This is a genomic window from Kaistia soli DSM 19436, assembly GCF_900129325.1.
Taxonomy (GTDB): Bacteria; Pseudomonadota; Alphaproteobacteria; order Rhizobiales; family Kaistiaceae; genus Kaistia; species Kaistia soli.
Map to the genome: position 1 here is coordinate 1,169,168 of NZ_FQUP01000001.1, position 25,375 is coordinate 1,194,542.

The 25,375-nt window shown below is 62.6% G+C and carries 28 protein-coding genes and 1 pseudogene; 2 read left to right on the forward strand and 27 right to left on the reverse strand.

All coding sequences use genetic code 11. The features are described from left to right. Nucleotides 1-152: 152 nt before the first annotated feature. The 27 genes and pseudogenes from BUB39_RS05625 to BUB39_RS05755 all read right to left on the reverse strand — a co-directional run bounded on the left by BUB39_RS05625 (nt 153) and on the right by BUB39_RS05755 (nt 24,666). Nucleotides 153-896 carry a response regulator transcription factor gene (locus BUB39_RS05625; RefSeq protein WP_175561742.1) on the reverse strand — a complete coding sequence of 248 codons (744 nt, stop codon included), beginning with the start codon at nt 894-896 and terminating at the stop codon, nt 153-155. 787 nt (nt 897-1,683) lie between these two features. Then, entirely contained in the window at nt 1,684-3,090 is a 1,407-nt protein-coding gene (locus BUB39_RS05630) for an HlyD family type I secretion periplasmic adaptor subunit (RefSeq protein WP_073051958.1), read from the reverse strand. Next, the gene (locus tag BUB39_RS05635) at nt 3,087-5,231 is read right to left on the reverse strand and encodes a peptidase domain-containing ABC transporter (RefSeq protein WP_073051959.1); all 2,145 of its coding nucleotides are present in this window, start codon (nt 5,229-5,231) and stop codon (nt 3,087-3,089) included. The genes BUB39_RS05630 and BUB39_RS05635 overlap by 4 nt, the downstream gene beginning before the upstream one ends. A gap of 27 nt (nt 5,232-5,258) precedes the next feature. Continuing rightward, nucleotides 5,259-5,567 (reverse strand): hypothetical protein, encoded by a 309-nt coding sequence (locus BUB39_RS05640; RefSeq protein WP_073051960.1) that lies wholly within the window; start codon nt 5,565-5,567, stop codon nt 5,259-5,261. Between the two features lie 51 nt (nt 5,568-5,618). Next, nucleotides 5,619-6,842, reverse strand: coding sequence for a GTP-binding protein (locus BUB39_RS05645; RefSeq protein WP_073051961.1), 1,224 nt, complete (start codon nt 6,840-6,842; stop codon nt 5,619-5,621). Nucleotides 6,843-6,851: 9 nt separating this feature from the next. Beyond that, entirely contained in the window at nt 6,852-11,870 is a 5,019-nt protein-coding gene (locus tag BUB39_RS05650; protein WP_425292890.1) for a DUF4082 domain-containing protein, read from the reverse strand. A gap of 1,066 nt (nt 11,871-12,936) precedes the next feature. Beyond that, nucleotides 12,937-13,869, reverse strand: coding sequence for a sensor domain-containing diguanylate cyclase (locus BUB39_RS05655; RefSeq protein ID WP_175561744.1), 933 nt, complete (start codon nt 13,867-13,869; stop codon nt 12,937-12,939). A 586-nt stretch (nt 13,870-14,455) separates the two neighbouring features. Beyond that, a complete protein-coding gene (locus tag BUB39_RS25695) occupies nt 14,456-15,040 on the reverse strand; it encodes a hypothetical protein (protein WP_244540157.1) in 585 nt (194 codons plus the stop codon). 269 nt (nt 15,041-15,309) lie between these two features. After that, nucleotides 15,310-16,395 (reverse strand): tyrosine-type recombinase/integrase, encoded by a 1,086-nt coding sequence (locus BUB39_RS05665; protein ID WP_073051963.1) that lies wholly within the window; start codon nt 16,393-16,395, stop codon nt 15,310-15,312. A 17-nt stretch (nt 16,396-16,412) separates the two neighbouring features. Beyond that, nucleotides 16,413-16,562: pseudogene (locus tag BUB39_RS25970) on the reverse strand (helix-turn-helix domain-containing protein); the annotation flags it as partial. Beyond that, nucleotides 16,559-16,738 (reverse strand): hypothetical protein, encoded by a 180-nt coding sequence (locus BUB39_RS05675; protein ID WP_073051965.1) that lies wholly within the window; start codon nt 16,736-16,738, stop codon nt 16,559-16,561. The pseudogene BUB39_RS25970 and the gene BUB39_RS05675, both read right to left, overlap by 4 nt. Then, a complete protein-coding gene (locus BUB39_RS05680) occupies nt 16,735-17,136 on the reverse strand; it encodes a hypothetical protein (RefSeq protein ID WP_073051966.1) in 402 nt (133 codons plus the stop codon). The genes BUB39_RS05675 and BUB39_RS05680 overlap by 4 nt, the downstream gene beginning before the upstream one ends. After that, nucleotides 17,133-17,375, reverse strand: coding sequence for a hypothetical protein (locus tag BUB39_RS05685; protein ID WP_073051967.1), 243 nt, complete (start codon nt 17,373-17,375; stop codon nt 17,133-17,135). The genes BUB39_RS05680 and BUB39_RS05685 overlap by 4 nt, the downstream gene beginning before the upstream one ends. Further along, the gene (gene ssb, locus BUB39_RS05690; RefSeq protein ID WP_073051968.1) at nt 17,359-17,820 is read right to left on the reverse strand and encodes a single-stranded DNA-binding protein; all 462 of its coding nucleotides are present in this window, start codon (nt 17,818-17,820) and stop codon (nt 17,359-17,361) included. The genes BUB39_RS05685 and ssb overlap by 17 nt, the downstream gene beginning before the upstream one ends. Beyond that, nucleotides 17,817-18,827 carry a phage Gp37/Gp68 family protein gene (locus tag BUB39_RS05695; RefSeq protein ID WP_073051969.1) on the reverse strand — a complete coding sequence of 337 codons (1,011 nt, stop codon included), beginning with the start codon at nt 18,825-18,827 and terminating at the stop codon, nt 17,817-17,819. The genes ssb and BUB39_RS05695 overlap by 4 nt, the downstream gene beginning before the upstream one ends. A gap of 3 nt (nt 18,828-18,830) precedes the next feature. After that, on the reverse strand, nt 18,831-19,952 hold the full coding sequence (dnaN, locus tag BUB39_RS05700) for a DNA polymerase III subunit beta (RefSeq protein WP_073051970.1): 1,122 nt from the start codon (nt 19,950-19,952) through the stop codon (nt 18,831-18,833). 57 nt (nt 19,953-20,009) lie between these two features. Next, nucleotides 20,010-20,939 (reverse strand): DUF2303 family protein, encoded by a 930-nt coding sequence (locus BUB39_RS05705; RefSeq protein WP_073051971.1) that lies wholly within the window; start codon nt 20,937-20,939, stop codon nt 20,010-20,012. Nucleotides 20,940-20,978: 39 nt separating this feature from the next. After that, nucleotides 20,979-21,320: a hypothetical protein gene (locus tag BUB39_RS25410; protein ID WP_073051972.1), complete on the reverse strand. Its 342-nt coding sequence runs from the start codon at nt 21,318-21,320 to the stop codon at nt 20,979-20,981. 12 nt (nt 21,321-21,332) lie between these two features. Beyond that, nucleotides 21,333-21,560, reverse strand: a complete 228-nt coding sequence (locus tag BUB39_RS25415) for a hypothetical protein (RefSeq protein WP_073051973.1) — start codon at nt 21,558-21,560, stop codon at nt 21,333-21,335. After that, nucleotides 21,557-22,192, reverse strand: a complete 636-nt coding sequence (locus BUB39_RS05720) for a hypothetical protein (protein WP_073051974.1) — start codon at nt 22,190-22,192, stop codon at nt 21,557-21,559. The genes BUB39_RS25415 and BUB39_RS05720 overlap by 4 nt, the downstream gene beginning before the upstream one ends. After that, on the reverse strand, nt 22,189-22,503 hold the full coding sequence (locus tag BUB39_RS05725; protein WP_073051975.1) for a MazG nucleotide pyrophosphohydrolase domain-containing protein: 315 nt from the start codon (nt 22,501-22,503) through the stop codon (nt 22,189-22,191). The genes BUB39_RS05720 and BUB39_RS05725 overlap by 4 nt, the downstream gene beginning before the upstream one ends. Continuing rightward, nucleotides 22,500-22,679: a hypothetical protein gene (locus BUB39_RS05730; protein ID WP_073051976.1), complete on the reverse strand. Its 180-nt coding sequence runs from the start codon at nt 22,677-22,679 to the stop codon at nt 22,500-22,502. Before BUB39_RS05730 ends, BUB39_RS05725 begins: the two co-directional genes overlap by 4 nt. Continuing rightward, complete coding sequence (locus tag BUB39_RS05735) at nt 22,676-22,933, reverse strand: hypothetical protein (protein WP_073051977.1); 258 nt, start codon at nt 22,931-22,933, stop codon at nt 22,676-22,678. The genes BUB39_RS05730 and BUB39_RS05735 overlap by 4 nt, the downstream gene beginning before the upstream one ends. Then, entirely contained in the window at nt 22,930-23,145 is a 216-nt protein-coding gene (locus tag BUB39_RS05740) for a hypothetical protein (RefSeq protein WP_073051978.1), read from the reverse strand. Before BUB39_RS05740 ends, BUB39_RS05735 begins: the two co-directional genes overlap by 4 nt. Nucleotides 23,146-23,213: 68 nt before the next feature. Continuing rightward, nucleotides 23,214-23,459: a hypothetical protein gene (locus tag BUB39_RS05745; RefSeq protein ID WP_073051979.1), complete on the reverse strand. Its 246-nt coding sequence runs from the start codon at nt 23,457-23,459 to the stop codon at nt 23,214-23,216. A 90-nt stretch (nt 23,460-23,549) separates the two neighbouring features. Continuing rightward, entirely contained in the window at nt 23,550-23,822 is a 273-nt protein-coding gene (locus tag BUB39_RS05750; protein WP_139251343.1) for a hypothetical protein, read from the reverse strand. A gap of 517 nt (nt 23,823-24,339) precedes the next feature. Continuing rightward, nucleotides 24,340-24,666, reverse strand: a complete 327-nt coding sequence (locus tag BUB39_RS05755; protein ID WP_073051981.1) for a helix-turn-helix domain-containing protein — start codon at nt 24,664-24,666, stop codon at nt 24,340-24,342. Nucleotides 24,667-24,761: 95 nt separating this feature from the next. On the opposite strand from BUB39_RS05755, the gene BUB39_RS05760 reads away from it, so the two are divergent. Together BUB39_RS05760 and BUB39_RS05765 are read left to right on the forward strand one after the other, a co-directional pair. Continuing rightward, entirely contained in the window at nt 24,762-24,965 is a 204-nt protein-coding gene (locus BUB39_RS05760) for a hypothetical protein (protein WP_073051982.1), read from the forward strand. Continuing rightward, the gene (locus BUB39_RS05765; RefSeq protein WP_073051983.1) at nt 24,962-25,282 is read left to right on the forward strand and encodes a hypothetical protein; all 321 of its coding nucleotides are present in this window, start codon (nt 24,962-24,964) and stop codon (nt 25,280-25,282) included. Before BUB39_RS05760 ends, BUB39_RS05765 begins: the two co-directional genes overlap by 4 nt. Nucleotides 25,283-25,375: the final 93 nt, after the last annotated feature.

Below are 25,375 nucleotides of genomic sequence, written 5' to 3' on the forward strand. Positions count from 1 at the left end.
CCGTGACCATCGCGCCGCTGAACGATGATCGCATGCAATATCCGACCAGCATAAAAAGGCCCGACATCAACAGCGGCGCTCGTCGAGAGCCCCGAACAAGAAAGTCCGGCGGCCGCGGCAAGGTCCCGTCCCTGTCGCGACCATTTGCCAATCTATCGCGGCGAGTCACCCTCCGGAAGGAACATGCCGTTGGTCATGAACGCCACTTCGGTCCGATTGCGGGCATTGAGCTTCTTCATGATGTTGCGGATGTGAACCTTGACGGTGCACTCCCCCATGTTGAGCTCATAGGCGATCAACTTGTTCGGCTGGCCACGACGCAGCGCTTTGACCACCTCGGCCTGGCGCGCGGTGAACAGCGAGCGCTCGCCCTCCTTGCGCGATGCGACCTGATCTGCCGCCGTGCGGCTCTTGAGAAGCGCGCTGGCGGGAATGAACACCCCTCCCGCGCGGACCAGACGTATGGCCTTTACGGCCACGTCAAGATGGATGCTGCTCGGAATATATCCGCTCGCGCCATGCTCGATCGCATCCAACATCTGATCGGGATTTTCGCTATCCGACATGATGACGAACCGCGCCTGCGGATCGATCATCTTCATCCTCGCCAAATCGCGATGCAGGACATTCTCGGTTGCGGATAGTCCAACTGCACAAAGGAGTACGATTGAACTTCCTGCCCCCCGATCAAACCGCTGCCATTCGTCCACGTCAGCAAATGTCAGGATGGCGCAGTCGCTTTCGATATCGCAGAGACAGCGCGCCAAACAATCACGAGCGAACGCATTCTCATCGATAATGGCGATACTGTCCTTTATATCGAACCCTTCGGACAGATTATTCCCGTCTCTACCACTATCGATCACATTTTCCGGCAGTGCTTCAATCAGGCTCATTTTATGTGGAACGGAATTATGCCTGTTCATCAACATTTTGACATACCCGATTGCTAGTGTGTCGATTAATTCCCTGCCCAGTGGCCTCAGCTACTCGTCGAAAAACAGCCAGTCGGTGGATGACGAGTTCGAAAGCTTAACAGAATGCAACTTATAGCAGTTTAATGAATCGATCAACCTCGATCGCGGTACAGCTGTGGGGCCATGAGGATTACTCCGTCTATCCACCAAACGAATTACTCACATCCCTTGAATCCAGAGGGGCGACTTTGGCCGCAATCCTTGGTTAAATACGAAACTTTCAGCACGACTGGTCCAAAATGATGCCATGCGACATCCATATTGCACCGCAGCATATTATTTTCATCCATATAAGTCCAGTCGATTCTCTCGACGACGCTTGTCGGTCGAGAAGACATTGAATTTATACTGCTTAAGCTGAGAGTCTTCCTGCGCCGCAACAGTCGTCCAGTCGACTGGATAGTCCCCTGGGCGGGGCCGTTACGTCCCGGCCAACGGGGAGCATCCGCGGGATGTGTATTCGCAGCAGCAGGCCGGTAACCGGTAAGGACAAGCCTCGGACGGTTGCCAGATTGCGTCCTGCCTCACCCGGCCGGGACGTGCCACCCGCGCAGTATGTCGGAGACCTGGGAGATTTCTTAAGGATGGACCAAATTCAACCACCGCATCGCCCATAAGGCGAGCTTAGCTGGCCGCATTAGTCATTCATGGATGCTTAAATGACCGCAGCTCTGCTTCGATCTAATCCTTTTGGCCGATACCGACATCAGGGCTCGCGAATGGCGTTGTCAAGCCCGCGAAGGATCGGGTAGAGCAGATAGGACATCACCGTCCGGCGGCCGACTTTGATTTCCGACGAGACCGACATGCCTGGCAGCAGCGAAACCGGCACGCCATCCACCTTGAGCCTGTTGTCCGAGAGCGCGACGCGCGCGCGGAAATACGGCAACGCAGACTGGCTGGCTGTCGTCTCCTGCTGGTTCGGCGTAAATGCGTCCCGACTGATCGTGCGGATCGATCCGGCTGCCGTCCCGTATTTCTGAAACGGATAGGCGTCGAACTTGACCCGCACCGCATCACCGGTTTCGATCCGACCAATGTCGCGGGCGTTGACCGAAACCTCAGCTTCCAACGGCACGTTGAGCGGTACGAGCGTGACGATCGGCTCAGCCTCACGCACCACAGAGCCGATCGAGCGCTGAGCCAGATCGAGCACGACAGCATCAGCCGGCGCGGTCAGCGCGACGAGGTTACGACGGAGCTTCATCTTCTTGAGCTCCTCATCGACCGTATCGCGTTGATTGCGAACCTCGACCAGCTTCTCCATGGTCGTGCGGCGAAAGTCGTCGATGAAGGCCTGCCGATCGGCCTTCAGCTTCGCCAAAAGATGGGTTCCCTGCGCGCGTTTGCCGTGGAGCGCCGCGATGCTTGCGTCGACATCGAGGCGTGCGTCGCGCGAGCTGAGCAGATTGACCAGCGAGCCGAACTCCTTCTTGTAGAGCGTGTCGCGCGCCGTCTCGATCAGCTGCAGGTTTTCACGCCGTGCCGCGAGAATCGCCTCCTGCTCCGTGCCCGACTGCAGGTCGGCCGCCTGCCCTGCGATCTGCTGGTCGAAATTTTGCAATTGCGACAGCCGAAAGGCCTGCCGCTGGCCGAAAAGTTCGACTTGCAGCAATTCGTCGGCCGTGTTGCCAGCCCCCAGACCGTAGTCGTCGCCGCGGATCTCTGCTTCCATCCGCTTCACCTGGGCATCGAAAGCCCTGAACTTCGCCTCGAGCTGGTCGACATCGGATTGACTGAAGGTCGCGTCAAGCCGCGCCAGCGTCTGGCCTGCATGAACGGTCTCGCCAACGGCGACATCGATCGAGCGAATGATCGAGGTTTCAAGAGGCTGGACGACGATTGTAGGCTTGGTGGTGACGAGCTTGCCCGGCGCGACCACGACTTCGTCGACAGAGGCGAGCGAGGCCCATAATGCGGTCGAACCCAGAAGGGCGATGATGCCATAGAGTGTGATGCGTGCGACGCGGGGCGGATCGCGCTCCTCGAGTTCGAGCGCGTCGGACTGGAATTCCGCGATAACAGTGCGATGCAGCGGAACGGGAACTAACGAGGAGCGGCGCTCCGGGGGAACCGGCTCGCTGCCTTCGGTCGATCGGACATTGGCGTTCATGCGAGCTGCCTTGTCTGCTGGGACCAGAGATGCCGGTAGATCTGGCAGCGCGCGACAAGGGCCTCGTGGCGTCCAAGATCAGCGATGCGGCCGCGTTCGATAACGAGAATGGCGTCGGCATCGGTCAGAGTCGAAAGCCGGTGCGAGACGATGATCACCGTTCGTCCCTCGGCGATGCGCCTGAGGTTCTGGCGGATGATCGCCTCGCTGTCGGGGTCGAGCGCGCTCGTCGCCTCATCGAGGATGAGCAGCCGCGGATTGGTGATCAGCGCACGAGCGATCGCCAGGCGCTGTTTCTGCCCGCCGGAAAGGTTCGCGGCGTTCTCCTCCAGCATGGTTTCGAGACCGCGCGGCAGACGCTCGATGAATTCGTCGGCGCCGGCGATCCGGGCAGCCTCGGCGATCTCCTCGATGCTCGCGTCGGGCTTGGCCGCCGCGATATTATCGCGCACAGACCCGCGGAACAGGAAGCTGTCCTGCAGGACGACGCCGATGCTCTTGCGGAGATGTACAAGATCGAGTTCGCGGCTGTCATACCCATCGAGGCGGACGAGCCCCTGCTGGATGCCATAGAGGCCCTGGATGAGCCGGGTGACTGTTGTCTTGCCTGAGCCGCTCTTGCCAACGATGCCGAAGACGGATCCGGCCGGAACCGTGAAGGAAACATCGTCGAGCGCCGGCGTTCCCTCGGTGCCATAGCGGAAGGAGACGTTGGCAAATTCGACCCGGCCCGCTAGACGCGGCTGCAGCCCCCGTCCCCGCCCGAACTGCTCGCGTCGCTGGTTCATGATCTCGCCCAGCATACGCACGGAAAGCGCGACGTCCTGGTATTCGTGCACCATGGTCACGATCTGGACCAGCGGGCCGGAGACGCGTCCAGCCAGCATGTTGAACGCGACCAGCGCGCCGATCGTCATGCTTCCATTGAAGACGTCGAGCGCGCCAAGACCAATGATTGCGACGCTCATCAGCTTTTCCAGGAGGCCGGTAACGGCCTGCGCAATGGTCGAGATCTTCTCGACGCGGAAGCGGACCGACACGGCCTGGGCCGACCCATCGTCCCAGGCCCGGCGTTGACGCGGCTCGAGCGCCAGGGACTTGACGGTGCGCATGCCATGCACCGATTCAACGAGTTGGGCCTGGCGCTCGCCCTCGGCCTCATACAGGGCCTTCAGGCGGCGGCGGAACGGACCGACCAGCATCATCACGACGAGGCCGACCAAGGCCGTGAAGCCGAGCACGACCAGGGTCAACTTCACGCTGTACAGCATCAGGACTGGCAGGAAGACGAACAGGGAAAGCCCGTCGAGCAGGGTCAGGAACAGCCGACCGGTCAGGAACTCGCGGATGCGGCCGACCTGCTGCATGTGCTTGACGAGAACGCCGGCAGAGGTCTGCTCGAAGAGCGCGATCGGGAGGTCAAGCAGATGCCCGAATGTCCGCGTTGCGACCCGGATGTCGATCTTGTTGGTGGCGTAGAGCAGCAGGTAGCGGCGAAGGAACGTGAATGCGGCGTCGAAGATCAAGGCCGCGCCGACGCCGATCGTCAGCACCGTCAGCGTCGCATAGCTTTGGTGCACCAGAACCTTGTCGATGACGATCTGGAAGAAGATCGGCGTCGCCAGTCCGAGCGCATAAAGTACGAGCGCTGCGAGTGCCACATCGCGGAACAGCTTGCGCTGACGGACAAGCTCAGGAATGAACCAGCGGAACCCGAAAGGCTGCTCTTCGTCGAGCAGCCCGTGCGACCGCTTGAGGAGGATCACTGTCCCGTCCCAGACGCCCGAAAGCCGCCTCTGATCGAGCAGCAGCATTTCGGGCCGGACCGCGAGGGGATCGAGCACGCGGACCAGCGTCTCGCCATTGCTCTCCAGGAGCCCCGCGATCACCACCCAGTTGCCATTCTCGAGCCGCGCCAGGATCGGATAGGCGCCGCCGAGCTTTGTCAAAGCCGCGAAGCTCAGCCGGGCCTGCTTCGCGCGAAGGCCCGCGCCCTTTGCCATGCGCAACAACTGCCTGGCAGCGACCGGCGACCCGTCGAGCGAATGATCATGCATCAAACGTTCGGGCGAGAGGTCGACCCCGTGGTGACGGGCGACGAGGGCCAGGCATTGAAGCCCGGTATGAGGGGTGCCGGCCATGATCTGCCTTGAACGGGGGTTGCCGCGTCAGTTGAAATTCGGCGAGGCGTTGACGGCGCTGGCAGCCTCACGGCCGATCTCTGCAACCGGCGCCTTCGGCATGTCGGCGACCCGGCGGATCGCCCCGGCCTCGACGAGACCGTTCAGGGCCTTCTGCAGCAGGTCCATCGAATTGGCGAAGGCATCGACAGGCATGATCACGCGCTGGCGGAAGACAGCCTTCGGATTGTTGTTCTGGTCTCGCTCTTCGGGCGAAAGACTCACGAAGTCGATGCGTACGATCGAACCGGTTATCGTGATCTCGCCGACGCCATCGGCATAGATTTCGTCAGACATGGGACTCTCCTTTGCTGAATCTCAGAAAATGGAACAGCCCGCGGTGGCCAGTCAGGCATGCGCGGTCAGTTGCCAGGGTGGGAACGGATCGATGAGATGGGTGGCGGACGCGGGGTCGAAGCCGGTTTCCGGACCGACAAGGGCGGAGTCGAGCGCCGCACGCAGCGCCGCTTCGTCGAGGCCCGCGCCGATGAAGACAAGCTCCTGCCGACGATCGCCCCAGCCCGCACGCCAATGACGCTCGATCAAGGCACGAAAGATCGGGCTCGCCGGCCACGCGGCGCGCGGCACGGTCGCCCACCAGAAGCCTTTTGAATCGAACCGTCGCTGGGTTCCCGCGATCGAGAGAAGCCCGACCTGATCCGGGCGCGTTGCCAGCCAGAAATGCCCCTTGGCGCGCAGCAGGCCCGGCCAATCCGTCTCGATGACGGCGAGAAGGCGTGCCGGATCGAAAGGACGCCGCGCCCGGTATACAAAGCTGCTGATGCCATATTCTTCGGTCTCGGGCACATGGTCCGAAGCGCCGAAGAGTTCCTTGTGCCAGAGGGGATGACGTGCCGCTCTGGCGGCGTCGAACAATCCGGTATCAAGCACGGCACCAGCCGGCAGATCACCGAAGTCGGTTTCGATGACGCGCGCATCGGCGTTGAGCGCCGCGATGATGCGACGGACAGCGAGGCGGTCGGCAGCGCTCGCCGAGGAGATCTTGTTGACGACCACGATGTCAGCGAACTCGACCTGCTCGACGAGGAGGTCAGTCAGGCTGCGCGTGTCGTCGCCGTCGCGGCTCTCCCCCCGGTCCACAAGGCGCTCGCGGCTCCCGAAGATCGTGAGGAAGTTCGCAGCATCCACCACCGTGACCATCGTGTCGAGGCGTGCGATGTCGGCCAGCGCCGCTCCCGCCTGGTCGCGGAACGAAAAGGTGGCGGCAATCGGCAGCGGCTCTGCGATACCCGTCGCCTCGATCAGCAGGTAGTCAAACCGGCCCTCGGCGGCCAGGCGGCGAACCTCGCCGAGGAGGTCGTCGCGCAGGGTGCAGCAGATGCAGCCATTCGACAGTTCGACCAGCGTTTCCTCGGTTCGCGAGAGATTGCCACCATCACGCACGAGGTCGGCGTCAATGTTGACCTCGCTCATGTCGTTGACGATCACCGCGACGCGGCGGCCCTCGCGGTTGCAGAGAACATGGTTCAGGAGGGTCGTCTTGCCCGACCCGAGAAAGCCGGTGAGGACCGTGACAGGCAGCCGATGGTCCTGTGCAAGGGGAAGCGCCATGCTGTCCCCCTATGCCGCCAGCTGTTGCCGGAAGACGACATCCACATAGTAGTTGGTGTCGTTGTAGCTGCTGGTGGGGAACGCTCCCGAAGACCCATAGGAATAGACGCCGTTGCCGCCCGACAGGATGGAGGCGAGAGCACGGAGGTCGCCGTTTGCGATCTGCGAGGCAAGGCCTTGCGACGTAGCTGAGTAATGACCATCGGTGCTGTAGGAGACCACATAGGTCGTGTCGGCGTTGACCGCGACCGGCGTATCGAGGGTTGCCTGCTGCCAGCCGCTCGCGGTCTCGTTCGAGAAGGTCACCGATGAGAGCAAAGTGCCGCTGGCGGTCCAGAGATAGCCGGTATGGGTGCCGGTGTTGTCGGCGGCTTTGTAGAAGCGGATATCGGTAATCCAACCGGCAACGTCGGTCTGGAACTTCATGCCAAGGTTGACCGGATTGGTGTCTGACGCCGAGACAAGGGTCGGCGTGGTGTTCGAGGTAAAGATGCTCTGGGGCAGGCTTTGTCCGCCCTGCGGCAGCACCGAAAGGGAAACCTGCGCCGAAGCCGTCCCGCTATGGCCATCCGAGATCGAATAGGTGAAGCCGGCCGTGCCGGAATAACCATCGGTCGGCGTGAACGTGATCGTATTCGACTGAGCATTGAAGACGGCATTGCCGTTGCTGGCATTGCTGACGCCCGTCACGTGGAGCGCGTCGCCGTTGGCGTCGCTGTCATTGGCGAGCAAGGCCGAGGCCTGAATGACGAGCGAGGTATTGCCTGGCGTCGACAAGCCACTGTCATTGGTCGCCACGGGGGCCAGATTGCCAGTCGCCGGTGAATAGACAACGTCGACCCAATAATTGGTCGCATTGTAGTTCTGATTGGGAAACTCGTTCCCGGATCCATAGGCGTAGACGCCGTTGCCCCCGCTGCTGCCGCTCGAAGGTGCCGTCAGCGGTCCGCTGGTGTGGCTGCTGGAGAAATAGTTTGCCGTGACAGCATAGCTGCCGTTCGACTGGTAACTGGCGATATAAGTCGACCCCGCCGCGATCGCGACCGGCTGCGAGAGTGTGGCCGTCTGCCAGCCGCTTGCGCTCTCATTGGAGAAGGTGACGGTGGCAAGAAGCGTTCCGTTGCTGGACCACAGCGATCCCGTATGCGTTCCCGTGTCCTGCGCGCTCTTGTAGTAGCGCAGGCCCGTGATGGTGCCGGCTCCAGATGCGATGAACTTGACGCCGAGCTCAACCGGGGAGCCGTCATTGACGGACGCAACCGCCGGCGTATCGCCCGCCTCGAAGAGGCTCACCGCCGTGCTGGGTACCTCGATCAACATCGATGCGTTGGCCGAGGCACTGCCACCATGCCCGTCCGAGACGGTGTAGGTGAAGCTCGCCGGTCCGGCATAGCCGGCCGCAGGGGTGAAGGTGATCGTCGAGGCCTGCGCATTGAGCTGGACAGTGCCATTGCTCGGGTTGCTGACAGCGGAGATCGTCAGCGCATCGCCATTGGCGTCGGTGTCATTGGCAAGCAGCTCACCAAAGGTGAAGACACGCGGCACGTCCTGTGTCGCCGAGAGACCGTTATCATTGACGGCCACCGGCGCGACGTTTTCCATCGCATGATTGAAGACGACGTCGACCCAGTAATTGCTGGCATTGTAGCTGTTGGTCGGGAAAACACTGGACGAGGAATAGGCGTAAAGGCCATTTCCGCCGGAAGATGCCGACGACGGTGCCGTCAATGTGTCATTGCCACGGCTGGTAGAGAAGTAGTTGCCTGTCGCCACATAGGTGCCGGTGGTGTGATAGGAGGCGATATAGGTCGTCCCCGCCGTGACCTGGACCGGATTGGACAGGACGGCAGTCTGCCAGCCGCTCGCCGTCTCGTTGACGAAGGTGACGGTGGCAAGGCGGGTTCCAGTAGCGGTCCAGAGCGAGCCGGAATGGCTGCCGGTGTCCCCTGCGGCCTTGTAGAACTTGATGCCGGTGATGGTGCCATCGGTCGAGGACACGAACTTCATGCCGAGTTCGACCGGCTGCCCCGTTTCGGAACCGCCGCTCGGACCGTCGGTCGATTGGAAGACCGAGACGCTGACAGGCGCGGCATCGATCGAGAGGCCGACATTGGCCTGGCTGGTGCCGCCGCGCCCGTCGGAGATCGTGTAGCTGAAGCCTCCCGTACCCGAATAGCCCGATGTCGGCGTGAACGTGATCGTGCCGGCCGCCTGGTTGAGACTGACGGTGCCGTTCAAAGCCTGTCCGACCGTTGTGATCTTCAGCGCGTCATCATTGGGGTCGTTGTCGTTGGCGAGAAGCGCAGCGATCGAAAACGTGCGTGCGATGTTCTTTTCGACGAGCAGCCCGGTGTCGTCCGTGGCCGTCGGCGCCGTGTTCGGCCCCGCGTCAAGAACCACATCGACCCAGTAATTGGCGCCGCTCGCGCTGTCGGTTGGGACATTCGTCGGGAAAGCGCTGGTCGCCCCATAGGCGTAGACGCCGCCGCCCGGCTGCACAGTGACCTGGCCGTTGGAATAGGTCGTGTTGAAATAGCCGTCGTCGACGGAATAAAAGCCGTCGCTGTGATAGGAGGCGACATAGGTCGTCCCGGCGGCGATCGCGACGGGACTGGAGAACGTGACGGTCTGCCAGCCGGACAGGGATTCTCCGGTCGAGACCCCCGTTGCCAGCAGTGTGCCGTCCACGGTCCAGAGACTGACCGAATGCGAACCGGTATTGTAGAAGCCCTTATAGAAGCGGATGCCTTCGACAAGGCCGCCGTTCTTCGTCTGGAAGCGGACGCCGAGTTCCACGCCATCGCGATCACGCGCGGTTTCCACGGTTGGCTTCGCCGCCATGGTCCACAGACCCGTCTCGTTCGGGAGCGTGACCGAAACCTGCTTGCCGGCGGAAGGGGTTTCCAGATTGAGGCTGTCATCGACGGCCCGCGACAGGATCGTATAGGTCCCGCTAGCCTGAACGACCCAGTTGTAGCTCCAGTTGTTTCGCCCAGTGGCCTTGAACCAATGAGCACCACCATCAGTTGAAATCTCGACGCCGGCGATCACGCCGCCGCCACCGTCCTGCGCAGTGCCCGTGATGGTGACGTGCTGCCCCTCGGTGAACGAGCTGCCGACATTCGGCGAGGTGATGCTGGAGGTCGGCTTGGTATGGTCAGTCGATTGCGTGGCAAGGACCAGGCTGGCATCGAGCGTTGATGGCTGAATGCCCATGTCGGCAAACATGTTGACCATCGCCTGCTGCACATTCGGATCCGTCTCGGTGGCGGGTCCCTCGTGATCAGCATTGAGACCCCATGACCAGAAGACGGTGCCGGCACTGAACACCAGCGCACCACTGTCGTCGCGATACATGGTCAGGCTGTGTGTCGCATCGGCCGGTCCGATGCTGCTGCCATAGTCGCGCAGATAAGTGTCGACCGAAACCGTGGTCTGCGAGAGGTTTACCAGCCCCGCCGGCCGATAGCCGTTCTCGACATCCGAATTCCATTCATAGCCGAGGATGTTCTTCGAAAGCTGGACCGACTCGCCCGGCTGCAGATCAGCCACATCGGTGTTGCGCCAGAATCGGAGGTTCGAATAGTCATACCCAACCGTGATCGCGTCCTGACGATAGGCATCGACCTGGAACATCGTGCCGATCAGCGCATTCTCGGGCTCTTGTCCCGGGGCGGCATTGTTCGGATCGCGCCAGGTTCCTGTCGCGGTGCCGGTCGGGTCGCTGGTGGTGCCCCAGGTGTCCTTGTAGGTGACCATGGTGCGGTACGGCGTTCCACTGCCGTCGATGCTCGTTTCCCAGCGCACCTTCCAATACATGTCGTTCCCGCCCCAGAAGGCGAGATTGACGCCGGCATCGCGGGCCGCCTCGACATTCGAGCGCTGCTCTGCCGACCAGTATTCGTCATGGCCAACCGAGAGGAACGCGTCGTGATTGAGAAGCTGCGCGCCGGAGCGCGCAGTGTCGACGCCTGAAATGTAGGAAACGTCGTAGCCGTTCTGCTCCAACCACTCGATCGCGGACAGCTCGACGCCGAAGACATAGTCGTGTGTGCCGCCGACCGGGCTGGTGTTGGTGACGATCGGCCTGTTGTAACTGACCGCAGTGGCCCGCCCGATGGCGGTGATACCGCAGCTGCAGTTCGGCGGCAGATAGCCGATCATATTGGCCGGATCGACCGGCACTTCCCCGAAATAGAGGCTCGCGCCGCCCCAGGCGTTGTAGGCCTGCCAGGTGGTGTCCGACGTCTGGAAGACGATGTCGCTGGTCGAGCCGTCATCGCGGACGATGAACGGCACAATGCTGGATCCCTCGGTGCCGTCCTCGCGCACCAGCTTGGCGAAATAAACGCCTGAGACGGCATCGCTCGGGATCTGCCAGCTCGCCGAGACCGACCAGTTGCCGGCATCGATGAGCCCCTTGCTCATATCGACGATCGGATGCGGCTGTACCTGGGCGCTGGTGAGCGACTTGTCGACTGTCGCGACCTTGCGGGCGCCGTCGCCGCCGTAATAGCCCATGCGATAGATATCGAGCCGGTAATGCGTCGAGTCGGTGGCTATCTTGAAGTCGACCGTGCCGCCGATATTGGTGCTGATCTCCGTCGCGAAGCCCTGGATACTGGCGTCGCCGTCGCCATCGACAGCCCATTCGCTGCGCGGCGTTCCCTGCTTCGCGTTCTCGATCGTGATCTTGTTCGGAGCGCCGGTCTGGACGGTCGCCACCGGTTCCGACTGAATGACGTCAGGATCGCTTCCCGTCACCGGCACGACGATCCCAGACGGGACCTCGCTCGTGACCGAATTGACATGCACGACCGGCGGCGGTCCATCGACCGTGGCGGCGTCCGCAGTCGTGGCTGCGATCACATCCGCCGTCTCCGCTGTCGCAAAAAGCGTCGCAGAAGGCTCGGCCGCCATGGTCGAGGCGGTCATTGGGGCGTCGACGGCCACGGCAGATTCCGCCGGCGCCAAAGCCGCAGCGGCACTCGCCGTTGATGGGGTGGAAAGGGCCGTCGACGTTGTCATGGTGCCGGCGGTGGGTACCGACGAACGGGATGCCGAAGAGGGCTCCGTGGTCACCCAGGAGGAGATCGCAGTCGTCGCGCTCGACGCAGCCAGAGGGTCGGCGATTGCGGCGCCGACGAGACCCGAGGAACTATCATGGCTCGCGAGAATCGCAGCCCCAGCGCCCGAGGACCACGCGGGCGAAAAGAGACCTTTGGGCGAAGTGGTCAGCTCGGAAAGCCAGGCGGGTCTGGATGACGTTCCAGCGCCGGCCGATGGATCTTTCCCGAAGAGATCATGTCCGTCAGGCGCAAGGAGCCGCTGGCGGGATCGCGGCGTATGCCCGGCGCCTGCATGAGCTTCCGCGGCACCGGATGCAGGCCGTTGATCGGACGACAAATGCCTGGGGGCATCGAGTGACATGTCCGAGGCGGCCGCGAGGCCAGCATGCGCCGAGCCGTCGGCATCATCCGGCGCGGCCGGCGTGACTTGGCTTTCGTCGGCTACTACCGTGTCCGCCTGCGTGGAAGCGGCGACAGCTGCGCGCGGGGGCGCATCAGCTCGGTAGGTCGCAATGAAATCGCCCCGCCCATCGTCGCAGGATCCGTCTGCCGCCGCGTCCTTGACGGGATTATCCGCTCGGACACTGATTACCGGCCCCGTGATGAAGCCGGATCCGCGGGGAAAGATCCTCGCCGAGGAACTCGAAACGCTCACATAGTCGTGCTGCGCGGGATTGAAGCGGATCATCTTGTGCGTTCCGATATCGGCCGCTCCGAGGATTGGAACAGCCCTAGATCAGCACAGACTTTGCCAGCCTTCTCGATCCGTTGAACGCTGGCAAACCGGATGCGATCCCCCCCTAAACGGCGGGTCGGTTTCCGGTGGGCTCCCCCATTCAGATGAGGCCGATACGGCCGTAGCATCCGACCTGAACAGCCACCCCCGACCATCGGCATCGACCAATGCCAGAAAGGCGACGGAAGCCGGCGAAAATCCGCCGTTTGCGGCCCCGCGGCCAAGCGCCCGGAAGGCCCAAGCCGGACGGTTCCGAAGCCGGCTGATCACTGATCGGGGAGCAGGGTGGCTAGAGCGATTGCGCCTGGGCCCGGCCACCCGCCTTGGCCGCATAGAGGGCGCGATCCGCCCGCGTCCACCAGTTGACGTGGTCTTCGTCACTGCGCAACGTCGCACATCCGATACTTGTCGTGATGACCTTGCGCAAAGGGTGCGGCAACGCGATAGCGTCCAGCGCGCGAATAATCGCATCAGCAACCTTGGCAGCGCCCGGCTCATCGGAGCCTGCCAGAATCAGCGCGAATTCTTCACCGCCGACGCGCGCGGCGAGATCATCCGGCCTTGCGGCGAAGGAGGACAAGAATCGGCCAAACTTGGCCAAGACCTGGTCCCCGGCCTGATGCCCCGCCGTGTCGTTGACCTCCTTGAAATGATCGAGGTCGAGCAACAGAAGCGACGTCGAAACGCCCGTCCGGCGGGCGCGGCGCCAGCTGCGATGAAATTCCTGGTCGAACATCCTCCGGTTGGGGAGGCCGGTCAGCGCGTCGGTGTTCGACAGCTGGTGCAGTTCCGTGTTCCGGCGCGCGAGTGTGAGTTCGTGGCTGGAGATGTCGGCGAGATCGCGCAGGACATCGATGTTAAACGCGGGCGGTGCGCCCGGCTCTTCACGCAAGATGCACAGCGTTCCAATGACGCTGCCTTCTTCGCCGCGCAGGGGCACGCCGGCATAAAAGCGCCAGGGGATGTCCCGCGCCACGGGATGGCCCTCGAGCATCGGATCCTGACGCATATCCTCGATGACCATTTCAGCGCCGGACGCGACGACCATGGTGCAGATGCTGCGGTCACGCTCGATATGATCACTGAGGGCGTCCGACGTCTTGGACTTCATCCATTGCTGGTCGGCATCCACAAAGCTCAGGAAAGCGACATCGGCACCATAGACCCGCGCCGCGATGCGCGTGATCCGGTCAAACCGTTCGTCAGGGGGCGTGTCGAGCATCCGGTAGCTGGAGAGATCGGCCAGACGACGAGATTCAGCCGCGGGCGGCAGTGGGGGAGTCCAAGCCAAGCTTCTCATCCGGGATCGATGCAGGTCATTCGCACGATGGCAGAGCAACGGCACCGTGTGAAGGCGCGAGGTGCAAGTTCGAGCGAATCCGCCCGGCTCGGGACGATCCTCTCAAGCCGTCACATTTGCGAGCTTCGTTGGGACGCTGCGCTCCGCAAGATGCCAGCAGCGAAATCGCCGAACTCGGGTTCAATGGCCGAGACGCAGTCTCGAACTGCCCCGTTTTCGCCTGTCCCTGGTCGGGAACTCCCGCGTCGGATCGACGCCGACCCCCGGATCGATTTCGCCCAGCACGTTCCTTGGACATCTCTGTCCCATGCTGCCTGCGCCGCACCGATTCCTTGGTAGTTGATCAGGCGAACCGCATCGACCTTGAGCGAACGCCCGAACATGCATCGTTGCATCTTCTGCCCGCAGCTCCATGAAACGCTCCAGTCGGGCGTCCACGAAACCGGCCGCAGGCCACAGCCTGCATTTCCTCTGACTGGCAGGGATGGGCTGGTGACGAGCCGTTTAACTATTCGCCATCGCTGGTCATGGCCATGACGTCGATGAAGCGCCCGCCCTTGTCGAACCGGCACATGAATTTCTTGATTCCATTGCTGCCTTGGTCGACCGTGCCGCCAATTGAGAAGATGCCGTTTTTGGCTTTGACGATCTTGCCGGTTTTCACGTAGCTCGGCTTGGTGCTGTACATGCTTGATACCTCGCCGCGGCAGAACGCAGGCATGTTGCCTCGGGTGATGGCCGCACTGCTCGCGGCTGGGCTGGTGGACGCGCCATTCGCCGCAGCGCCGCTGGGCATGCCATTTGCCAACTGGCAGACACCGTTGCCTCCGCCCGATCTCGTATAAGAAATGTCGGGCGAGCCATCTGGATTGATCGCGAGGGAAATTGTGACGCCACCTCCACGGGCCTCGTAGTAGTTCTTATTGAACACCTTCAGCTTGGCCTCTTTGCCATTGATATAGATCGGGCCACCCTGATCGGCATGGACTTCGATCCCACCCGGACAGGTCGCATTGACTTGTGGGATGTCGGCCCTTGCCGTGGTCAAGGACATCAGAGTGAGCAGCGAGACCGTCAACAGAAGCCGTGGCATGTTATCCTCCGCCTAGACGCTGTCTCCTGCCAGAACGCTCGCTGTTTTGCTTCGCCAATGCAAGTCTCCAGTCTAGAACTGCTTGCTCTCTGCCGAGGTGAACGGATGCAGCGCAACCAGCTTGCGCATTCTCAACGTCCATCCTGCGCCGCAGTGGCCGAGCAGCAGCGCAATCATCGCCAATGAGGCATTTGGAAGACTAAAAAAGAATGGTGCTGCAAGAGAGGATTGAACTCTCGACCTCTCCCTTACCAAGGCCGCGGGTAGGTCTATGCTACGGCTTTGTTTATGCTCTTCTTTCGCTTTACGATCGGGCGACTATGCACGGATTTTGTCGCGAGGTGCGGAAGCTTGTGCACCGCCGAAATCATCTCTTCGCGGGGCACATGGGCATAGCGGCGACCTATGCTCGCCGATGCATGGCCCATCAACTCGTCGCGGACGCGCTCGCTCACACCGGCGACCGTGAGCCATGTTGAGAAGGTATGCCGCAGGGTGTGCGGCGTGACGCCGACGACCTTCGCCCGCTTGCACATGCCGCGCCATGCGGTTTTCGTCTGGCCGCCGGCGAGGCGCTCGGCGTCGTAATAGGGTTCGCCCTTATGCGTGCGGAAGACACGGCCTTCGCGATGCGAGAGATTCGCCAGGGCGACGATCGCTGATGGATGCAGCGGCACGCCGCGCGGCTCGCCGCGTTTGGTGATGCGGAAGACGCACCATCCTGCCGACAGGTCGACATCGGCCCATTCGAGCTCGAGCGCTTCGGCCATGCGGGCGCCGGTAAGCGCGAGGAAGGTGACGAGCGGCGCCAAATGCGGCGAGGCGGCGCCGACCATCCGCTCGACCTCCTGCTTCGTCGCCCATCGATCGCGCGGCGGCGCCGTCATTTTCGGCCGTATCCATTCGCGCGGATCGCAGAGCCCTCGCTTGGCGGCGTCGCGCCAGATGGCGATGAAGGGCGTATAAACCTGACGATTGCGGGTCTCGGGCTTTGCGTCGGCACTCACCAGCTTGCGGGCGGCGTTGTCGAGATCGGCCTGCGTGATCGTCGCGAGTCGCTTGCTGCCGAAATGTCCGATCAGCCCGGACCATTTGCCCGTCGCCGCGTCGCGCTCGCCGACGAAGCGCATGGAACGCCCAGTATCAAGATAGGCATTGGCGGCCTCTATGAAGGTCGCGACCGCGCGGTCTCCATAGACACTACGGTCGAGGATGTCTTTTTCCGTGGTGATGCGGATCGCTTCCGCTGCCGCGCGGTCGCGTGTGCCTGTAGTTTCATATACAGCTTTGCCTCGGACGGTGCCGCGGAGGTACCAGTATGGACTGCCCTTTCGGGCGACGATGTCGAGGGGCAACGCATGGCCTCCCAGAGAGACGCGATATCGGATTCGGAGAAGAGCTTACGCCGCCCGTTGGACGCATAGAACGGGTGAACGCGGATGAGATCCTGAAACGCCCGGCGGCTCATGCGCAACCGGGCGGCAGCCTCCTCGATCGTCAGGATTTCGCCTGGGCCGGTCATAGGGCTTTCTCCTGTCGGTCGGCAGCGTCTAGAACGAGGCGCAGCTCATCGGCCTTGCGCATTGTCTCGCGCGAGATCAGGCCTCCATTGCCGCCGCGGCCGTTCGATCCGCTGTCATCGAATGTGACTGCGTCGAGCAGCGCGCGGGCGGCCTTCGCAATCTCGGCCGTGCTCATGGGGATGCCTTGGCCTGTTTGGCCTTCTCGATGACGGCGTGAATTGCGCTGATGTCGCTGCGATATCCGAGCGTCGGATCGAGCAGGGCAATCAGCAGGTTGCCCGACTTCATGCCCTGGTCCCATTTGTCGTGGATCTCGTCGAGGATTGGTCCAAGGCTTTTCAGCGCGGCCAACATCTCGTCGACGAGGTCTTCCGAATCGCGGGCGCGCTGCAGATAGCGGTTGTTCGCCTCGAGCAGTTCCTGCGCGCGTTCGGACGTGTTGTTGCGCGCGGGAATCCGCTCATAGGCGAGCGCGAAATAGCGATTTTCCCACTCGTTTCGCTCTATCGTCATCGCCCTAAGCCGGTCCTCAAGATCGGCAATACGATCAGGCGCCGCAATATCGCTGCTCATTCCCCTGCCTCCTGGAACATATCGGGCTCGGCCGCGGCGCGGCTGGTCCGGTGGCGCTTCAGCGGTGCGGCGCGGGCGAGGTTGATCTCGGCCGCGAGCTGTGCATGCGTCGCCTGGCGCAGCTTGGCGGCCGTCTTGCCTGCGCCGCGATGCTGGCGCCGGGCCTTGTCATAATCCGCCGTCAGGCGGGCGCGGCGGCGGGCGAGCGCGCCGATGCGGTCGCTAGAACGGGATGTCATCGTCAAGATCCGCGCTGTAGGAGGATGGGGCCGGCTGGCTGGCGGCCGAGCGGGTCGTGCCGTAGCTCTGTTCATCCGGCGTCGGGGCGCGCTCGCTGCGATCGAGCAGGGTCAACTGCCCGCGGAACCGTGCGAGCACGATCTCGGTCGAATATTTCTCGACGCCGGCCTGATCGGTCCATTTGCGGGTGCGCAGCTCGCCCTCGACATAAACCGAGGATCCCTTCTTCAGATATTGCTCAGCGACCTTGGCGAGCCCTTCATTGAAGATGACGATGCGATGCCACTCGGTGCGCTCCTTGCGCTCACTGGTGGCCTTGTCGGTCCACCGCTCGGACGTCGCGAGGCTGAGATTGACAATCGGATCGCCGGCCTGATTGCGGCGCACCTCGGGATCGCGGCCGAGATGGCCGACGAGGATGACCTTGTTGACGCTGCCGCTCATGCTGCCACCATCATTTTAGGCATTGCGTTGTGCTCGATGCCGTCGAGAAGGCGGCCGGCGCGCTTCTTGCCGACACGCGTCATTCGGGCGAGATCGCCAGAGCGCGGTGGAGTCGATCCAAACCATGGTGCAGGCCATGTCTCCGATCCATCCTTCGCCGGGACAATGCGAAACTCGCCCCACTGCTTGAAGAAGAACGGCACGTCGGCCGCGGCGCATTGATCGCGGATCGACCGCGCCCAATCGGGATGCGTCGGCCGCGCGCCGGGGCCGCTCTCGCCGCCGACGATGATCCAGTCGATGTGCGGGGCAACATCGTACACACTCGACAGCGCGTTGAACGCGATCGGGATGCCGTCCACCACGCCATCGGGAATGCTCGTGAAGTCGATTCCCCCGAGCAACGGCTCGGCCGAGACGAACCGCACGGCCGCCGGCGTCGCCAGAAGATCCGGAACGCGCTCATCGGCGCGGCGCTGATCCTCGGCCGAGATGCCAAGCCAGACATTGGGCAGAGGCAACCTGATCGCGCGGCACGGCGGGATCACCCCCTCCATGACCATGTTGGCTGAAGCGAGATCAATGCCTACCCGGCGCCCAAGGCCGCCAACATCGCTCGCGAAATAGGCCCGCATCCGCGCCGAACGCTTGGTCAGCACCTGAAACGTGTGCTGCGGCGCCAGAGCCATGATGGCGAAGATGCGGTCGACCCACTCATCGGGCACGCTCTCATGAAAGAGATCGCCCATGGAGTTGACGAAATAGGTGGTCGGCTTCTTCCGGTGCAGCGGCTCGATCAGGATATGATCCGGCGCCAAGGCGACCTTGCCTGTCCAGACGGCGCCGGCCTTGCTCGATTGCGTCGTGCCGTCGTAATGCGCGGTGTTGCCCATGGCCTCGATGCGCGCAGCCATCCGCATCGCGTAGCAGTGCGTGCAGCCGGGCGAGACGATGGAGCAGCCGACGATCGGATTCCACGTCGCTTCGGTCCATTCGATCTTGCTCATCGCTCACACCCTCATCGGCATGATGACCAGCTCGACGGAAGGGTCGAGCGGGTTGGTGATGAGGGCCGGGTTGCCGGCGTCGCCTAGGCGGATCTGCACCTGGTCGCAGGCGATGCAGTCGAGCACGTCGGCCAGATAGCGTGAGTTGAAGCCGATGCGCAGCGGCTCGGCCTCATAGGTGACGTCGAGCGTTTCCTCGGCCGTGCCGTGATCGGCATTGTTGACCGCGAGGCGTGCCGTGCCAGCCTCCAGCTCGAGCACGACCGCCCTGCCCTTGTCGCTCGACAGGGTCGAGACGCGATCGAGCGCGGCGGCGAGGCTCGGCCGATCGGCGGTCAACAGGCGATCATTGCCGCGCGGCATGACGCGGGCATAATCCGGATAGGTCGCGTCGATGAGCTTCGATGTCAGCACCGTTCCGCCGGCCGTCGCGCGGATCTTGGTGTCCGAGACTTCGAAGGTGATGTCGCCCTCAAAGCCCTTCGCCATCTCGCGCAGGCGGCTAACCGTCTTGGTCGGCACGATGACGCCGGGCATGCCTTCCGTTCCCGGAGGCGCTGTTATTTCGACCTTGGCGAGGCGGTGGCCGTCCGTCGCGACAGCACAGAGCATTGGGCCATCGGCGCCACCGCGGACATGCCAATAGATGCCGCAGAGGTAGTAGCGCGTCTCCTCGCTGGAGATCGCGAATTCGGTTTTCGCGATGATGCGCGCCAGCGTCGCGGCCGGCAGCAGCCATCCGTCCGGCATCGGCGCGACGGTGATCGAGGGATAGTCGCTTTCGGGCAGCATCTGCAGATGAAATTCAGAGCGCTCGGCCGCGACACGCAGTTTCTGGCCGTCGGGCGCGGTGGCGAGGCTGATCACGGCCTTGTCGGAAAACTTGCGGACGATATCGAACAGCAGATGCGCCTCGACTGTCGTCGCGCCTGCCTTCTCAGGCGTCACGCCCTCGATGCGCACCTTGATCTCGATGTCGAGATCGGTGGCGACGACCGTGAAGCTGTCCTTCTCGGCGCGCAGCAGGACATTGGAGAGAATCGGGATCGTGTTGCGCTTCTCGACGACGGCCTTGACCTGGCCGAGGGCGGCGAACAGCGCGGAGCGCGGAAGGGAAATCTGCATGGCGTCCTCGGGACCGAAGGGGAAAGCGGGCGGCGACGGGCGCCGCCCGGCTGATGATCAGGACTGCGGTTCGGGGCTGCCTTCGAAGACCGGCAGCCCGGTGTCGTCGCCGGCCTGTTTCAGCGCCTGCCGCACCTCGACGCGCAGCCATTCTTCCCAACGATAGAGCTCGTAAAACCAGACGATGCCACCCTTGAGGCGGTAGTTGAGCCGGACGGGAATGCGGATCGGATCGCCGCTGACGAAGGCGCGCATCTGAATCATGAAGATGCCGGGAATATCGACGGGCTCACCCTTGGCGTTGACATGCTCATCGGCAAATTCGAGCACGCGCTCGCCGGTCTGCAGGTTATTGGCCTGCTTGACCTTGGCGTTGACGAACACTTCGAGCGATCGGGATAGCGCCAGCACTTCGGACGGGGTCGCGATCTTGCGGCGGAACAGTTGCTCGTATTCGACCCTCTCGGCATCGAAGGGTGCCGACAGCTCGGCGGCGTGCTCCTCGAGGAAGGTGGCGAATTCCGCCTGTTCCATCGCCCGCTTGTTGTTGTCGATCCAGATCTTCAGCTCGTCGGTGAGCGGGAAGGAATAGACAATGCGATGTTCGCCCCAGAAGGGCGCCTTGCCGGTGTTGTAATCGAGTACGGCGGTGAGCTTCGGCTCGCGGCCGATGGTGGCGGCGAAGATGGCGCTGCGCTCATCCTTGTGCCGCTCGATCAGGTCGATGAAGCTCTGCAGCGTATCGACCTTGGCGGTGCCCTTGCGGCGCGCCGGCGCCTGCCGGGCGGCGTTGAGCGTGGCCTGCACGTCAATCACGCGCTGGTTGGTATGATCCCAGAGCGCGGGGACGATCGGCGGCAAGCCTTCGCCGAGACCATCGGTCTTGATCTCGATGAGCACTGGCGTGCTCGCGGTGCGGGCGAGATCGGCGATCAGGCCGGCGGCGCCGGCTTGCGGGATATCATTCAAGAGCGGCTTGTCGGCCATGGGTCAGGCTCCGGTTTCAGGAAGGGAGAAGGGTCGCCGTCAGGCGGTTTCGCGCTCGTCGGCCGAGGCCGAGGCGTCGCGCGGGAACATGTCGGACTGGCTCGGATGCTCGACCGAAAGGCCGCCTTCCGCCGTCCAGAAGGGCGTTGCGTTGAATGCCTTGTCGGCGGGGAGTTTCAGCTTGGCCGCCGGGACGATGTCGACGCGGCCCGCCTGATACTTGACCTTGATCTCGATCGTCAGCGTCGCCTCGCCCTTCTCTTCGGGCAGGTTTTCCAGCGTCGTGATCGCCTCGGCGAGCTTCTCGTCGCACTTTTCCATGAACTTGCCGCGGCTGAGCAGGCCGAGGATCTTGTCGAGCTTACGGATTGGTCGGGCCATAGGCCGCTCCCTTCACTGTTGATGCAGGATGACGAGGCCGGCGAGCGCGCCGATCGCGGCGCCGGCGATGGCGATGAACTGCCCCACGGCACTGACGGCAGCGATGCCGCCTTCAAAAACGAGGTTCGGGTCGAGGAAGGCGAGCGACAGCGCGGCGACGATCGAGCCGATGAGCGCGCCGACGCCAGCGACAAACAGCATCAGGACGAGGCGATAGAGCAGCGCGGCGGCGAGGCTCATGATTTCACCGCCGCCGCATCAAGCCATGCCAGGAAGCGCAACCGCCACGATTGCGCGGCATCGGCGGCTGTCCAGCAAATAAGAGGGGCGAGGCCTTCGATCGGCTTCGGGGGTGGCGCTCCGCCATCCAGCCGAAAGCCCGATGTCGGCAAGAGCCGGACACACTCATAATGAAGCATGCGTCGGTCCATCTCGCGCACCGCAGCAGAGATCTCGGGGGATGGCGGATAAGTCACGCCGATGGATGAGAAAATGGCTCCGTCAATCCGCGCCTTCAGCACGCGGATGGCGTCTCGCATCAAGCCTTTTGACTTTCCGAAGCTGATTTCCTCGGCGACGGCATCCACCGCTGAGACAAGCGGCGTCGTCAGGTCGCCGCAGTAAGCCTCATGCGCGTCGTGCATGAGGAAATGAAAGGCGAGCGCGGCGTCGCCGGTTTCGGCTGCCAGAACATCGGCGCCAAGGCAGCAGTGTTGAGCGACGGAATAGCCGATATCCGCCGCCCCAGCCTGCCCGCTGAAGCGTTTGGCAAGAGAAAGTGCCACGGAAATATCAGCGGCGATGTTGACGCTCTCAGCGGCCGGGCGCGCGAGATTGAAGATCAACCCGGAACGGGTCGGAAGGGCTGTCATGGCTTTTGCTCCTCCTTGGCGATGTCTGCGTCATGCCATGCATGGAACAGCTTGAGCTTCTCATCGCGGCGGGCAGCGATCGCGTCGTAGTCAAGTGGGTTGACAGCGACCACGAACTCGATCGCGGCCAATAAATCTGCCAATTCCTCCTGCATCCGCTTTCGCAGGTCGGAGCCGTCGAAGTGAATCACCTCGCCGTGCGACCCGACGAGCTTTCCGCAGACTTGCATGACCTCGCCGCATTCTTCCGTGAGCTTGGAAATGCCGGGCCAGACGGCACTGCCAATACTGAAATCTCCGGACCCCTTCATGCGGGCCTCCCGATGAGAGCGGTTGCGACGAGGGCGAGCGAGGCGGCCGTGGTGGCGAGGCCGAGCCAATAGAGCGTGCTGGCGTGGCCGGGCCTGAGCGCTGGGCCGGATGTCGCGAGCAGCGCGCCGCCTGCGATCAGCAGCGCGATCAGGAGGTAAGAGAGCGCGGCTGTCATGGCCGCACCGGCCGGGCAGCAAGGAGATTGACCAGGTCGAGCGTGAAAGTGTCGAGCAACGCGGCAGTATCGCGCCTGTCAAAGCCGTTGGAATCTTCCATGGCCGCAAACATCGAAACTGTGAGGATGCTTATAGCGGAAAACGCATCTGCCTCCGTTGCGTCCCGCCGCTCGATCTCGGTGCGAAGCGTGGCAAGCAAGCTTAGCGCGACGTCCATAATACTGTGATTGTCGAGGCGGCGGATCGCGCTCATGCCGCCCTCGCCGTCGTGGTGCCTTGCGACGAGGCGAAGAGGCGCATGTCGATTTCGCCCTTGGAATAGCCGAGCGACAGCAGGCGGGCGCCGAGCGAGGCGTCGTCGGCGAGGATGCGCGGCTCGGCCGTGACGATCTCGGTGATGTGCAGAGACATCAGCACCGGCAGCAGGCCGTGATCGCGCGCGATGTCGAGGCAGGTTCGGGGCATGATGGGGATCTCCGATCGTCCGGTGATCGCCGCTGCTGGCGCGGCGGCGACTGCGAGACGGTCTGGGGTCAGAACTTCGTCAGGTCGGCGCCGAGGGCTTCGAGATCGCGGCGAATGCTCGTACGCTCGACATGCAAGTCGGTGAGCTTGTCGATCGTCTGCTCGATCTCCATCGCCACCACATTGGTGCGCGCTCCAAGCACGTTCATCCGCCCGTAAATTGCATTGAGGGCTGTCTCGGAAAGCCGGCGATGCGTCCTGCCGCCATCGGTGGCCTGCATATCGACGCTCTCTTTTGCCTTCGTATCGTCCATGGCTTGCTCCTGTCGGAACCGATCGTCCGGTGATCGCCGCCAGCGGGGAGGAGGTCGCTGGCGGCGACTGCGAGACGGTCTAGGGAGGAGCTAGGCCGCCTCGTTCACCTGGCGCATCGCCATCTGGCGCGCGGCCATCTTGTGGGCGTCGATCTCGGCCTGCTTGAAGCCGGCCATCAGGAGGTCATCTTCGGTGCATCCGCCATTCAGCGCGGAGCGACGCTCGACCATGGTCGCAGCCATCAGGTCGACAAGCGCCTTGGTGCCGGACATGCGGGCCTTTTCGACCGGCGTCAGCACGGGGAGGCGCGGCGGCATGCGGCCGCCGGCGAATGGGTCTTTCATGAGAATGCTGTGGCGCATGCCAGCCTCCATCGAGCCTAAGGGTGAAAGGGCTCGACGCGATCCGTGGGCTGGTCGGCGCTGCTGATTTAGATGCCCACCGACCGCGTCGATGGGGAGAAAGTGCGCTTGATACACATTTCATGTCAAGCGAAAAGTGCGCTACACACACATTGGCAAACAAAACAAAGCCCGCAGAGGCGGGCTTGGTTTCATTTCACGATGGACGCGACGCTATTAGCCAGGAGTGGGGAACGGAATAACGTCATGGTTTGCAGCTACAGGATGCTTTCCTCCGCTGCAGAACAACCTGATTGTCTGGACGTAGGTTAGAACACGATCCACCTCATCGGGATCGGTCGGCAGAAGTGCGGCGATGCAGACGGCGGTATGACGCAATCTCTGGTCGAATTCATGCTTGCTAGTGCGTCCCTGCACCTTGCGTTTAGACATTTCACTCCCCTGTTTATTTACAGTATTTTGCCCGCTGTCCCACATTGACGCACAAATTTGATCCGTTTCAAAGGAAATCTGTAAATCAGCCTGCCTTGCGCAGCGCCTGGAGCATGGTCAGGGCAATTTTCTGCTGTTCTTCGGGGATTGCGCGCAGCGTGTCATAGATCGACCAGACCGGGCTTTTCGGATCGCGCATCAAAAGGTCAGCTGGTTCGCATGCAAGCGCTTCGGCCAGTTGCTCGAGCAGATCCTGATTGTAGGGGATCAGTCCGCGCTCGACGCGGCTGTAATTCTCGCGCGACATGTCGATGCGCTCGACGAGCTGTTCCTGCGTCAAGCCACGATATTTCCGCCACTCCCGAAGGAAGTGACGTTGGCGTTCGCGCGTAGGTTTTGGAAATGGAGCCATAATTCAACTTTGTAACTTTGTGCGGTCGGCGCACAATGGCACCCGGCGCACAAGGTGCTTGACACACACCGTGTGTCTGACACACATTTGCGCCCATGAAACTCGCCAGCTATCTCGCGGATCAGAAACTGACGGATCGGGCTTTTGCTGCCGTGATCGGCAAAGAACGTTCTGTCGTCACCCGCTATCGCACGGGCGAATTGCGGCCGCCGCTCGAGGTGATCGAGGCGATTCGCATCGCGACCGGCGGCGCGGTTTCATATGAGGATTTCCTCGTGAGGACGGAGGCCGCCGAATGAGCGCGCCCGTCGCAATCACCTGGGATGTCTCGGCGCGGCTCGACGACACGGCGGCTGGCGACATGCTCATGGCCTTAGTGCAGCTTGCGGCCTGGCGTCAGGATCTCGCCGAGGCGCTGAAGCGCTTCTTCGGCTCGGGCGCGAACGCCTTCCGTGTCGCTTGCCTCAACATCGAAATTCGCCCGGCAGACGGGGCAATCATCCTGCACCTGGTTCAGCTTCTTCATGAGGAACTCGGTGCGCTTCTGGCCGCAGGCCGGGCAGACATTCGGCATTCGGGGCATGGCGCGGCGCCTTCGCTTGTGGGTGGACCATGACGAGCGGCCGACATCTGCGCGGGCCGCCGTGATCTGACGCCCAGACCGTCGCATTCCCCGTTTGTTTTCGCACCGAAAAAACCATGGAGCGTT